The 13,313-nt window shown below is 43.2% G+C and carries 14 protein-coding genes; 8 read left to right on the top strand and 6 right to left on the bottom strand.

What is annotated here, in order from left to right:
* Positions 1-7 precede the first annotated feature (7 nt).
* On the bottom strand, positions 8-850 hold the full coding sequence (locus HMPREF9441_RS03500) for an alpha-1,2-fucosyltransferase (protein ID WP_008618094.1): 843 nt from the start codon (positions 848-850) through the stop codon (positions 8-10).
* A 273-nt stretch (positions 851-1,123) separates the two neighbouring features.
* On the opposite strand from HMPREF9441_RS03500, the gene HMPREF9441_RS03495 reads away from it, so the two are divergent.
* The 5 genes from HMPREF9441_RS03495 to HMPREF9441_RS03475 are packed head-to-tail and all read left to right on the top strand — an operon-like array spanning position 1,124 to position 5,974.
* A complete protein-coding gene (locus HMPREF9441_RS03495; protein WP_008618092.1) occupies positions 1,124-2,134 on the top strand; it encodes a glycosyl transferase family 90 in 1,011 nt (336 codons plus the stop codon).
* Between the two features lie 16 nt (positions 2,135-2,150).
* The gene (locus HMPREF9441_RS03490) at positions 2,151-3,080 is read left to right on the top strand and encodes a glycosyltransferase family 8 protein (protein WP_008618091.1); all 930 of its coding nucleotides are present in this window, start codon (positions 2,151-2,153) and stop codon (positions 3,078-3,080) included.
* Positions 3,081-3,111: 31 nt separating this feature from the next.
* A complete protein-coding gene (locus tag HMPREF9441_RS03485) occupies positions 3,112-3,999 on the top strand; it encodes a capsular polysaccharide synthesis protein (protein ID WP_008618089.1) in 888 nt (295 codons plus the stop codon).
* Between the two features lie 11 nt (positions 4,000-4,010).
* On the top strand, positions 4,011-4,907 hold the full coding sequence (locus HMPREF9441_RS03480) for a glycosyltransferase family 2 protein (protein ID WP_008618086.1): 897 nt from the start codon (positions 4,011-4,013) through the stop codon (positions 4,905-4,907).
* 20 nt (positions 4,908-4,927) lie between these two features.
* Positions 4,928-5,974, top strand: a complete 1,047-nt coding sequence (locus HMPREF9441_RS03475; protein WP_008618077.1) for a glycosyltransferase family 2 protein — start codon at positions 4,928-4,930, stop codon at positions 5,972-5,974.
* Positions 5,975-5,986: 12 nt separating this feature from the next.
* Here the strand turns inward: HMPREF9441_RS03475 and HMPREF9441_RS03470 are convergent, their stop codons facing one another.
* From HMPREF9441_RS03470 to HMPREF9441_RS03450, 5 genes are read right to left on the bottom strand one after another with little or no spacing between them, the layout of a single operon-like run.
* On the bottom strand, positions 5,987-6,886 hold the full coding sequence (locus tag HMPREF9441_RS03470; protein ID WP_008618075.1) for a glycosyltransferase family 2 protein: 900 nt from the start codon (positions 6,884-6,886) through the stop codon (positions 5,987-5,989).
* 8 nt (positions 6,887-6,894) lie between these two features.
* Positions 6,895-7,659 (bottom strand): lipopolysaccharide kinase InaA family protein, encoded by a 765-nt coding sequence (locus tag HMPREF9441_RS03465; RefSeq protein ID WP_008618074.1) that lies wholly within the window; start codon positions 7,657-7,659, stop codon positions 6,895-6,897.
* A gap of 5 nt (positions 7,660-7,664) precedes the next feature.
* On the bottom strand, positions 7,665-8,381 hold the full coding sequence (locus HMPREF9441_RS03460; RefSeq protein WP_008618067.1) for a hypothetical protein: 717 nt from the start codon (positions 8,379-8,381) through the stop codon (positions 7,665-7,667).
* Between the two features lie 17 nt (positions 8,382-8,398).
* Positions 8,399-9,505 (bottom strand): UDP-galactopyranose mutase, encoded by a 1,107-nt coding sequence (gene glf / locus HMPREF9441_RS03455; RefSeq protein WP_008618066.1) that lies wholly within the window; start codon positions 9,503-9,505, stop codon positions 8,399-8,401.
* A 16-nt stretch (positions 9,506-9,521) separates the two neighbouring features.
* Entirely contained in the window at positions 9,522-10,460 is a 939-nt protein-coding gene (locus HMPREF9441_RS03450) for a lysophospholipid acyltransferase family protein (protein ID WP_008618065.1), read from the bottom strand.
* 125 nt (positions 10,461-10,585) lie between these two features.
* Here HMPREF9441_RS03450 and HMPREF9441_RS03440 point away from each other — a divergent pair, with 125 nt between their 5' ends.
* The 3 genes from HMPREF9441_RS03440 to fabF all read left to right on the top strand — a co-directional run bounded on the left by HMPREF9441_RS03440 (position 10,586) and on the right by fabF (position 13,311).
* Entirely contained in the window at positions 10,586-11,632 is a 1,047-nt protein-coding gene (locus HMPREF9441_RS03440) for an NAD(P)-dependent oxidoreductase (protein ID WP_172634912.1), read from the top strand.
* Between the two features lie 155 nt (positions 11,633-11,787).
* A complete protein-coding gene (locus tag HMPREF9441_RS03435; protein ID WP_021979430.1) occupies positions 11,788-12,024 on the top strand; it encodes an acyl carrier protein in 237 nt (78 codons plus the stop codon).
* 21 nt (positions 12,025-12,045) lie between these two features.
* Positions 12,046-13,311, top strand: a complete 1,266-nt coding sequence (gene fabF, locus HMPREF9441_RS03430; RefSeq protein WP_008618061.1) for a beta-ketoacyl-ACP synthase II — start codon at positions 12,046-12,048, stop codon at positions 13,309-13,311.
* Positions 13,312-13,313: the final 2 nt, after the last annotated feature.

The following is a 13,313-nucleotide window of genomic DNA, read 5'->3' as shown; positions in this document are numbered from 1 at the left end:
CATTCACTTAACCAATCGAGACCTTCAACCAGCTTTCCGGCACCACGTCCGCACTATCTGTCGTCTGCGTCCAGCGTTCCGGGGCAATCACTATTTTGTCCGGCAACGGATTCAACCACGCTCCCCACCAACTGAAAGTACTATTGCATATAATATGGTGGCGGCAATGGCTCATCAGCATCATGTCCTGCCAACTGTCCTCCCCTTTGTTCCAATCAATGAATTCGGCTTTTATCAATGGCAAATTCTGACGTACCCAATTCAGATCTTCCGAAAAAACATAATAGTGAGGATGTTTCACTCTCTTCTCCAATTCTGCCAACGCATTGAGATAATAAGAACTTTGACAAATACACCCTAACGCCTTCCAGTGTTTTTCCAAAAGATAATCTCCTCTCCTGACATGTATGGACACGGCATGCGGGTCGGCTTTAATCTCCTGCATCGCTCGAAGGCTCCTTCTGCTTGCCCTGCGAATATCGAATACAAAGGCTTCGCGCACTTCCTTTTCTATACCGGCAAAATATTTCTCAGACTGATAAAAGCCTTTAAAATAAATCCATGGCCAATGATACTTACGGGTGTAAGGCACAAGCGAACCACCCTGTTTCCGTTCCAATATAGTCTTAAACAACAAAAACTCTATGATTTTCTTTAAACTCCGGTTGATACAAAATTCCGTTCGGGGAAGATGAAATACTTTATTCATTTCATAACCATAATGAACTTGATAATGAACCATATCCGAAAGGTCTATCCTAACATCCGGAAAAATTGTCTTCATCTTCAAGTACATGGCATAAATGAACATTTGGTTTCCCAAACCACCTGTCATTTTTATCAACCTCATAACCACCTTTATTAAAACTTCATATACTAATAATCGCTCTCTTTTGAAGAGATAAACCGAATATCGTTATCCATTGTTAATCAAAAGATTGGTGTCATTCCGTAACATATTTATCCTCAACAAAAGGCAAAAAAAGCTACCCTCGTATACTTTTTATCCTTTTACTTCTTTGTAATTATCAATTAATTATGTAATTTTGCCGATATTCGGTTTATCTCTTCAAAAGAGATAAACCGTAATTATACCATATTCAAGCAAATGCCTACTTAATGTATGGGAGACAGCATCATTTATAAACTAAAAAGCGGGAAGCCCAACAAATTCCTTAATTTCCTTTCCGGTTTTGCCGGATTAGCCATTCCGGACGCCTTTTTCCGGCAGCGGTTACAAGGACTTCTTGCCCAAGCGCCCAAACATCCCGATTACGACTATATTCGCAAACGCGTGGACTATTACATCAAAACGAACCAACCATTCCACGTCTCAGACACAAACAGGCTCACTCGTGAACGTAGTTGGATTTATTATACCGGACGAATAGGAGACTATACCCGTAAAATGTTCCATACAGCTTACTTTTTCGACCAACACGACGTAACCCGGTGGTTCCCCAAATGTTTCCGTTGGAATTTCTGTCCGGGAGATGTATATTTCACTCCAGACACACCCACGGTTGTCAAAAGTCGGTTGTTGACCGGCGACAATAGTAACTCCGTGATACTAAAGTTGGATAAACTACGCCATTTCATGTTCGTGCGTGACACCATACCCTTCCGGCAGAAGAAAGACATGGCAATCTTTCGGGGAAAAATCCGCCAAAGCCGGGTACGTACAAAATTCTTGGAGATGTTCTTCCACCATCCGATGTTCGACTGCGGCGTGGTAGGACGGAATGAAGGCTGTCCGGATGAATGGATGAGGGAAAAGAAAACCATCCGTGAACATTTGGATTATAAATTCATTATGGCCCTGGAAGGAAACGACGTGGCTTCAAACCTGAAATGGGTCATGTCGTCCAACTCACTGGCCGTCATGACACGTCCGACTTGCGAGACTTGGTTCATGGAAGGGACGCTCGTTGCCGGATACCATTATGTAGAAGTGAAGGAGGATTTCTCGGACTTACCGGAGAAACTGCAATATTATATCGAACATCCGGAACAAGCGGAAGACATTATCCGCCACGCCCATGAATACGTCAGGCAGTTCCAAGACAAAGAACGGGAAAACCTGATTTCGCTGATGGTACTGGACAAATACTTCCGGCTTTCGGGACAACAATAAAATATGAGGAGAGGATATGATGATTCACATAGCTTGCAATATAGACCACAATTATGTGCGACATTGTGCCGTTACTTTGGTCTCTTTATTTGAAAACAACCCGAAAGAGACTTTCACCGTACATATTATTGCACGGGAATTATCGGAAACAGACCGGAACATTTTAACAGCTTTGGCCGGAAAATATAATAATAAAGCCTGTTATTATACACCGGACGCACAAATGCTGGAGGGATTCACCATCCGGGCTACCCACAATCGTTTGTCGCTGGCTGCCTATTACAGATGTTTCCTGTCCGCCCTATTGCCTGAAGACATAGACCGCGTACTGTATTTGGACTGTGATATTGTAATATTAGGAGACATCACCCCACTATGGCGTACGCCTTTAGACGCTCATACGGGAGTAGCCGTAGTGGAAGACACTGGGTGCAAGGAACTGCAGCGTTATGAAATCCTGCAATATCCGGCCGAGGACTCGTATTTCAATTCCGGTGTTCTTCTTATCAACCTCGTATATTGGCGAGAACACCATATCGCCCAAGCTTGCGTCGATTATTACCGCACATATCCGGAACGTATCATATTCAACGACCAAGACCTGTTGAACTGTGTGTTGCATCGGCATAAAACATTAGTGGGCCTGCAATGGAACGTGCAAGACGGATTTTATCGCAACCACCCGGCCATAAGCCCGGAATGGCACAGAACTCATGCCGAAATATTAAGGCATCCGGTCATCCTGCATTACACCAACCGGAAGCCGTGGAACTACGACAGCCAACACCCTTTACGGGATGTTTATTTCCAATATCTGGATCTGACCCCGTGGAAAGGAGAACGCCCGTGGCATAGCGTGAAGAACAGATTCAAACGCTTTTTCCGTTTATTACCTTTTTATATTGGAATGAGAAAAGCCAAATATATCCGATTAGCATCCTTGTAAACCTGAAACCGTCATCCAAAAGACCACCATTATGGGGAAAATAAAAAGATTTTTCAAACATATCGAAAAGTTCTTCGTCAGGCGTAAGCAACAACTCATCATGCACCATCTGCTCTACCACGCAGGAGGTAAGGAATTGATTGCCCGATACACCCGGGATTACCAGCCCGTATACGAACCCATCACAGAAACTTCACCGATATGGACATGCTGGTGGCAGGGCGAAAACGCAATGCCGGATATCGTAAAAGCCTGCTACAACGCCATGCACCGGTTTTCCGACGGGCACCCGGTCATTCTCATTACGGAAAAGAATTATAAGGACTACGTGAACATGCCCGACTATATTATCCGAAAACAACAATCGGGCGAAATTGACCTTACCCACTTCTCGGATATCCTACGCATGATGCTGTTGGCTCAACACGGAGGAATCTGGATGGACAGTACGCTATTGATACCGTCCAAACACCTCGGCACATTTATCCGTCCAGAAGATAAATTCTGGAGCTGCCACCATCATACCCGTTACTACAACATCTCGCAAGGCGGATGGGTCAGCTTTTTCTTGGCTTGCGGAAAAGGTAATATTTTACCCTCATTTATTGCAGATATGCATCTCTGTTATTGGAAGAAACATAAAAAGTTGATTGATTATCTACTCTTAGATTATACATTCGCCATGGCTCGTAAATACATTCCGGCCGTACACGACATGATCGAAAAAGTGCCTATCACAGAAATGGGGCCGTTAGGCAAGTGCCTGAACGAAGAATTCTCGGAAGAAAAATGGAACGAATTCTGTACCCGATATGATTTCCATAAGGTAACTTATAAAATACCTCTTCGCAAAACCACGGCCGAAGGTAAGAAGACCTATTACGGACATATTCTCGAAACTTATCTCTCCCAACCTTAAAAACAATAAACATGAAAGTCAACTGCGTAATAGTCACATATAACCGCCTGGCCTTACTTAAAGAATGCCTGGCAGCCATAGAGAAGCAAACCTATCCGATACACAAGGTAATTGTGATAGACAATTGTTCTACAGACGGTACGGAAGAATACCTGAAAGCATACGCTGTACACCCCCAATTCCAAGTCATCCGTACGGAACAGAATATCGGAGGAGCCGGTGGTTTCTCTTTAGGCGTAAAAACATCTGTTTTAGGTGGAGGAGATTACACATGGATGATGGATGATGACACTATCCCCTCTCCGAAGGCTTTGGAAGCTCTTATGCAAACAGCCACACAGTCCAATGACATCGGATTCGTTTGCAGCAAAGTACTTTGGACCGACAATACCCTTCATCCCCGCAATATACCCGGAGGACTAAAAAAGGACACCATCGAAAACAACGGTATCACGGCCTGCCGCTGCGAAGTCTGTACTTTCGTATCTGTTTTGGTCAGCAGTCGTGCGGTCTACAAGGTTGGCTTGCCCATCAAAGAGTTCTTTATCTGGTTCGATGATATCGAATACACGCTCAGAATCACAAAAGCCGGATTCAAAAATTACTATACAGAACAAAGCATTGTCGTACACAAGACTCCGGACGTGTACGACCCGAATATCGAACAGGCACCGGTCAATATGGCCAAACGTTTTTACTATCAAACACGCAACACCTGCTACTTTAAGCACCGAGAACAACCGAACAAACTCCTGTTCAGACTGTCGATATGGAATAAGCTCCGTATCCTGAAACGAAGAATCAACCGCCGTAAAGACGGACACAAACAAGAATTCTTAGATGCCGTAAAGAAAGGATGCCATGACGGACTGACTTTCTACCCCAAAATAGAATATTTACCTCTATAAGTATACAAAATACAACATAAATGTCACAAGAGCCATATAAACTCCTCACATTGGTGATTCCGACCTACAACATGGAAAAGTATCTCACCAAATGTTTAGAATCCGTAACCGCCCCTTGTATACCTCCGACATTGGAGGTCATTGTTGTAAATGACGGTAGCAAAGACCGTTCCCTGGACATTATGAAAGCCTTTCAGCAAAAAAGGCCGGATATAATCCGCATCATCGACAAAGAAAACGGTCACTACGGTTCGTGCATTAATGCAGGGTTACAAATGGCAAAAGGGAAATATTTCAGACCCTTGGACGCAGACGACTGGATGGATACGGAGGTTTTATCCAAACTTTTAAATGTATTAAAGAATTGCGATACGGACTTGTTTATTACACTCCGTACGGAATATAAGATCGATAAAAATAATCGTCATATCGTGACACATTTCCCCTTCCGCAATGTAGAATACAATAAGATTTATGATATTTCGTCTTTCAACATAAGCGAACATACCTATGGCGATGAATTCAACATGCATAGTATGACCTACAAAACAGAAATCCTAAGACAGGTAAATCTACGCCATATAGAAGGTATATGTTATACCGACTTCCAGTACTGTTTTCTGCCGATAGACCACATCAAGGACTTCATTATATTCGATTTATATCTCTATTATTATTTCATAGGAAGAGAAGAACAATCTACCAGTGTGCAGTCTATAAAGGGGAACTTATCGCACATTTGTAAAGTAATCAATTCCATGATTCATCACTTGGACAGTCAAATTCATCAAAACCCGACCATATTGGCCAACCAAATACATTTTATCGACAAGGCTCTGAATATCTATGTCATCAGTCTCAGATGGCAAAGAAAAATCACAGAACAGAATTATCCGGAAATTTTCAACGTTATCGATGCCGTAGACCGATACCATATCCAAAACCGAATCTTGAACAAACCATATTTCCGCCTTTGGCGGAAGCTGAAAACCCGCAAGGTACTCAACCTAACCCTTACTTTGTACCGCTGGGCGCATATCAGGAAATTCAGAAAGATGGGAATGTAAAAACAAACATCCCTACAAACGTCCCAACCTTTCCCTTATGCCGTCAGTATACGCTTTCCAAAACATCGGAATATCAGTCCACCGATAAGCACCCGAGAAAGGTGCCGAGAAAAAAGCTATTAAAATATAACCGATGACTCCGTTAAAACCTCGAAGATATTTCACAGCCCAATTCTTCCCATAATGATGATTCAAATAAGAAGAATTACGTATCTGATAAAACCGTTTCCATTTTTTCTTCTTATTACGTTCTCCCCACGAGTCGTCCGAGAAAAACTTTTCTTTATCCATCAGAGCCGTAGGAACATACAATATCTTATAACCGGCTGCCACCGTACGCAGACAATAATCCGTATCATCACAGAAAATAAACAAATCTTTGTTGGGAAGCCCGACTAGCCTCACAACCTCACCGCGGACAAACAAACCTTCGAAAGCCGTACCACTGATTTCGACCGGACTATTCACTTCCATCTTGGACAATCGTCCTGAATACATGGATGAAAACGGACGAGTCAAGTTGAAAGATAGAAAATCATTCGTATAAATTCGGCCCTCCAACAGGCGGCGAGGTGCCAAAATCCCTACACCTTCATATCCGGCGTACGCCAATAGCTGCTCCAGACAATCCGGACGCGGAAAAACATCGTCATCCATGCACCAGATCCAATCGGCATCGGCAAGGCGAGCATACTCCATTCCGGTATAAAAACCTCCGGCTCCCCCGACATTGGTCTGATGAATCGTTTTCACATCCTCCTGCTCATCCAACCACGCTCCCGTCCCGTCCGTACTACCGTTGTCCACCACTACAAGGGTTGTAAGCGGTACGGTCTGCCGACGCAAACAAGAGAGATTCCGTTTGAGAAGCTCCAGACGATTATAAGTTACGACAACAGCAATCACATTCATGATACATACTAATATAAGTCGTTTATTTTTCCAGGCTGGGTACTCCGGAAAGCTTGCATCAACTTAAAGCATTCCTCCGCATCGAATCCACGTACAGCAGCATATTCTTCAGCCAACAAACGATGCATGTGCGGCGTAGCCGGAAGACGCTCGAAATTCTTGCATCCTTTTCTCATATCAATCGGACCGATATACATCCGGTTCAAGTCCACTATCTCAATCCGAACCCCTTTGTCTGTCTTTTGGAACAGAATGTTCCCACGTCCGTAATCCTTATGCGCATACCCATGTTCATGCAAAACGGCCGTCACTCTCCCTACCGTACGAACAACCTCGTCTGCATAATCAAAATGCTGATAGAATAAATCATTATAGACGTATGGACAAGTCGATGCCAACGTTACATAATAACTACGGTCGAAAAGCAGTCCTTTGCGTACATTAAGATAACCGACCGGAGCGGGGGTCCCTACCCCGATTTCTTGATACATCCTCGCATGATCGTAAGAACGTTTGGCTTTTGAGGGCCGGAAAACGCCATAAACGAAACGATTGATCAGATTGGGACGGTGAAAAGACTTCACCACCAAGTCAAGTCCTCCATATGTCATTTTCCTCAATTCATTGCGCCCCTTATAAACCACCGTACCTTCACCGGCTGCAAAACGTTCGGGAATGGAGTACATAAAATCCTCCATATTCTGATAATCCGGACAGAGCTCCAACGTCCGATGAGCCAATAAATGACAAAGACCATGCTTAACCCATTTCATCCTATTCAAATTTTATCCAGCCCTTTAGTAAATTTCAACCAATAATATTTCAACGGATTCTTATACTTTAACTGTTTCCACGGACGACTGCCGTGAGGACGATGCCACACTGGAAGGGTCGTAAAAAGGTAATTGCGAAAACCGGCTCTCAATGCCTCATGCGAGATGGTCACGTCATACCAATTCTTTGTCGGGTCAAGCTGCCCAAAATCAAATTGTCCCAAAAACTTCGGTGTCAGCAAAGAACAACAAAAACTACAATGTTTTTTCTCCGGATAAACCTGATTCTCCCGTCCTCGTGCATGAAGATAGGGATAATTAATCAAACCGTCTTCATCCGTAGTCACCGCTGCGGCAATGGCACAATCCGGGCGTTGCACAGCCCCGTCAAACAACCCCTGCAAAGTATTACTCTTCACAACGACATCCGACTCTACAATCAACAGACCGGCATCTACAGCTAAAGCCTCGCGTCGGGCTGTCTGCAACACCAATAAATAATTAGGAGACGGATGATTTGTCAAATCAGACAAGTTAACCAAATTAAAGCCAAGTTCCTTGGACGCCTGTTCCAAACGTAGCGTATTCTCAACTGTACTGAAATCATTATAGACGGTATACGTAAAAGGAACGCTGGTCTCCGAAGACAATACGGCCCTTATCGTTTCAAGCGTGAAATCGATGGAATCCTTTACCGGCGTAATAACCTGCAAACTTTTCATATCATGGTCTCCCGTAATTAACAAAACTGCTGCTTAGCTAATGCCAAAGCTGCAGCTACTGTATCATCCATATCCGCATAGGTGTACTGAGCCAAACGTCCGCCAAATAAAACATTCTCACGCGATACCGCCAGTTCACGATAGGATTTGAATATTTCAGAGTTACGGGCATCATTCACCGGATAATAAGGCTCTTTACCCGGAGCAAATGTATCAGGATATTCGTATGTAATCACCGTAGTGGGCTGAGTTCCGTATTCAAAATGTTTATGCTCAATCACACGTGTATAAGGTACATCCCCGGCCGTATAGTTCACCACAGCATTACCTTGATAGTCCTCTATGTCCAAATGACGATGGTCAAAACGCAGGCTACGGTATTCCAAACGTCCGCATTGATAATTGAAAAATTCATCAATGCAACCGGTGAAAAGAATTTTATCGGCCATAGCATCCCAAGCCTCACGGTTCTCAAAATAGTTCGTGTCCAACCGAACTTCTATACCTTCCAACAAGGCATCTATCAATACGTTATATCCACCTTTCGGTATCCCCTGATAAGCATCGTTAAAATAGTTATTATCGAAAATAAAACGAAAAGGTACGCGCTTAATGATAAAGGCCGGAAGTTCTGTAGCCGGACGTCCCCACTGCTTCTCGGTATACCCTTTGATTAGACAGGTATATATATCTTTTCCACACAATTTCAGAGCTTGTTCTTCCAGATTCGCCGGTTCAGAGATAAATTCATACGCCTTACGCTGTTCAGCTATCTTAGCCTTAGCTTCAGCCGGTGTTTTCACTCCCCACAACTGATAAAAGGTATTCATATTGAAAGGCAAGTTATACAATTTGCCTTCATAATATGCCAATGGAGAATTGGTATAACGATTAAATTCCACCAAACGGTTCACATAATCCCAAACATCTTTATTGTCCGTATGAAAGATATGAGCCCCATACTTATGTACACGAATACCTTCTACATCCTCGCAATATATATTCCCGCCACGATGGGCACGCTTGTCTATCACCAAACAACGTTTCCCTGCCAATTTGGCTTCATGGGCAAATACAGCACCGAATAATCCCGCGCCTACTATCAAATAATCATATCTTTCCATGTATGGTCATATTTAATCATTTTATTGTCGAATCTTGCTGGCGTCTCAGCCATTCTTCCTTGGTACGCTTCCATCTTTTATGCGTCCACAGCCAATATTGCGGAGCTTTCCTGATCATTTGCTCCAATTGTTCCATGAACATAGCTGTCATATCATATTCCGTACGATTTACCTCCGGTATCTCCATCCGTCTGAACGTACACTCATAATAACCTCTGCGGGGACGAATGATATCGGCAAAAAAATAGACCGCTTTTACCTGCCGCCCTATCTGCTCCGCTCCGGTAAAAACAGCGGTTTCACGGTGCAGGAACGGAACAAAGAAATGCATGCTATTCCACTTGGGAAGTTGATCGGATATAAAGCCAATCATGGTAGGACGCTTTTCCCGTTTCAGTTCAATCACACGCCTCAATGTATTTTTCATCGGAATACATTCCCCACCAAACTGGTTTCTCAACTTCAAAAAGAATCTATCCACGGCCTTATTATACAAAGGATGGTAAATCTGCGCACAATGAATAGAAGGAGATATGGTATAGGGTAACGATGCTATCCACTCCCAATTACAATAATGCCCAAGATAAAGGAATATGAAATTATGTCCCTCTTCGTGCACGGCCTGTTCCACCTGCTCCACTCCACGAAATACCATCCGCTTCCTCATTTCCTTTTTCGAGATGGAAGTCAGCTTCAAAGTTTCTACAAAATAATCGCAAAAAAAGTGATAAAATTTCTTTTCTATCCGGATGAGCTCATCCAATGACTTTTCCGGAAAAGATTTCAATAAGTTATCTCTTACTACATCACGCCGATATTTGATACAATAATACATTAACAAATACAGACCATCTGACAGAAAATATAAAATGCAAAAAGGAAGCAAGGATAGCAAATGGCTCAAGCCAAACACTACGTAATACATCAAGTTGGTCCATTTGTCTTGTTTCTCCATACAAATTCCGTATCGACTTTAATGACACAATAAAAAAGTGCCTCTATTTAAAGAATATTGCAAAGCTAAACAAACTTTTTTGAATCGGCAATAATTCTATAATAAAAACTCATTAACTTTGCATCATGAAAATAGTTGTTGACGACAAAATCCCATTTATCCGAGAGGCTATCTCCCAAATCTCCACCGATGTGATTTACAAACCCGGAATAGCCATCAGCCCCGACGACATACATGATGCCGATGCCCTGATTATCAGAACCCGCACTCGTTGCGACGAAGCCCTTCTGAAAAGGAGTAAAGTTTCTTTCATCGCTACCGCTACTATCGGATATGATCACCTTGACATTGAATACCTGAAACGCACTCATATCACATGGACCAACTGTCCCGGTTGCAATGCCAACTCCGTAGGGCAATATATCCATTCATGCCTTTTGCTCTTGGAAAAAGAAAAAGGATACGACCTATCGAAGACTACGGTCGGATTAGTAGGAGTAGGACATGTGGGCCATGCCGTTATCGAAGCTATACGCCCTTTGGGGGTACAAATCCTCCTCAATGACCCACCACAAAAAGAAGCCTTGCGTAAAGCAGGAAAGCCTCATGAGTTTTTTCTGAAAATGGAAGAGCTACAGGAGAAGTGCGACATCATCTCGTTTCATACTCCATTAATCACAAAAGGTCCCTATCCGACTTTCCATTTAGCGAACAAAACATTCTTCAACGCATTGAAAAAGCAACCCATCATTATCAATACAAGCCGGGGGGCTGTCGTGGATAATACGGATGTACTTCAAGCCTTAAAAGATGGTATTATCCGAGATGCTATTATCGATACTTGGGAAAATGAACCGAATATCAATCAAGAACTTCTCAACCTTATATATATAGGAACCCCGCATATCGCAGGTTACTCCGCCGACGGAAAAGCCAATGCCACCCGTATGGCACTCACAGCATTGTGTAACCATTTCCACCTTCCGGTCACTTTCCAAATTCGTGTTCCTCAACTTCCTGAGGAAGAGCTACCGGCCCCCAATCTCACGGAAACAGAACGGGCATTAGTTTTATATAATCCACACGCGGATAGTTTGAAACTCAAGTCCCATCCCACCATGTTTGAAGAATTGAGAGGTAACTACCCATTAAGAAGAGAATTCATAGAATAGGTCTCGTAAAAGAGTATAAATACTGCACATTACATATACTTTTGTGCAAAAAAGAGCAATTTATTTACTTAATTGCTTGCATAAGTGGGAAAAAAAAAGTTCCTTTGCACTTGGATTTACAGAATTACATTAATAATAATCAAAAAATTACAATTATGTCTGAAATTGAATCAAAAGTAAAAGCTATCATCGTTGATAAGTTGGGTGTTGACGAAGCAGAAGTAGTAGCCACAGCAAGTTTCACAAACGATTTAGGTGCTGATTCATTGGATACAGTAGAATTGATCATGGAATTTGAAAAGGAATTCGGTATCAATATTCCCGATGATCAAGCTGAGAAGATCACGACTGTAGGTGACGCTATTAGCTATATCGAAGCTAACGCAAAATAATATTTTCTCTAAACGAAGATAATGGAATTAAAAAGAGTTGTGGTAACAGGTATGGGTGCCGTTACTCCATTGGGAAATACGACCGAGGAAACTTGGAAGAATTTGATTGAGGGAGTAAGTGGTGCCGGACCTATTACACATTTCGATGCTTCCTTGTTCAAGACTCAATTTGCTTGCGAGGTGAAAGATTTCAATGTAGGCAACTACATTGACCGCAAAGAAGCACGCAGAATGGACTTGTACACCCAATATGCCTTGGCTGCAGCCAAAATGGCCGTAGACGATTCCGGCATGGATTTGGAAGCTGTGAACAAAGACCGTATAGGTGTAGTCTTCGGAGTGGGAATCGGTGGAATACACACTTTTGAAGAAGAAGCCGGGGCGTATGCACTCACAGGAAAAGAATTGGGACCAAAATACAATCCTTTCTTCATCCCGAAAATGATTGCAGACATTGCAAGCGGTCATATTTCTATTATGTATGGTTTCCATGGGCCGAACTACACGACCACTTCGGCATGCGCATCTTCTACCAACGCTTTGGCTGACGCATTCAACCTTATCCGTTTGGGCAAGGCTGACATGATCCTCAGCGGCGGCGCGGAAGCAGCTATATGGCCGGCTGGTGTAGGTGGTTTTAATGCCATGAAAGCCCTTTCTACCCGGAATGACGACCCTGAACATGCTTCTCGCCCATTCAGCGCAAGTCGCGACGGTTTCGTTATGGGCGAGGGTGCCGGATGTCTGATTTTGGAAGAATTGGAACACGCCAAAGCACGTGGAGCTAAAATTTACGCTGAAATGGCCGGTGCAGGCATGTCTGCCGATGCCCACCACATTACGGCTTCCCACCCGGAAGGTTTAGGGGCCAAACTGGTTATGGAAAGAGCTCTCGAAGACGCAGAAATGAAACCGGAAGATATTGATTATATCAATGTACACGGTACTTCAACCCATGTCGGAGACATTTCGGAAGCCAAAGCTATCAAAGATGTTTTCGGCTCACACGCTTACGAATTGAATATCAGTTCCACTAAGTCTATGACGGGACATCTGCTCGGTGCTGCCGGTGCTGTAGAAGCAATGGCCAGTGTGATGGCAGTAAAAGAAGATATCATACCTCCCACTATCAACCATGAGGAAGATGACAAAGATGAAGAAATCGACTATAATCTGAACTTCACCTTTAACACTGCTCAGAAACGTACCGTACGTGCCGCTCTAAGCAACACTTTCGGTTTTGGTGGGCACAATGCATGTGTAATCTTTAAGAAATACGCTGAATAAGT

Source organism: Paraprevotella clara YIT 11840 (genome assembly GCF_000233955.1).
Taxonomy (GTDB): domain Bacteria; phylum Bacteroidota; class Bacteroidia; order Bacteroidales; family Bacteroidaceae; genus Paraprevotella; species Paraprevotella clara.
The sequence above is the reverse complement of the archived record's forward strand: the minus strand, read 5'-3'. Positions and strand labels throughout refer to the sequence as shown.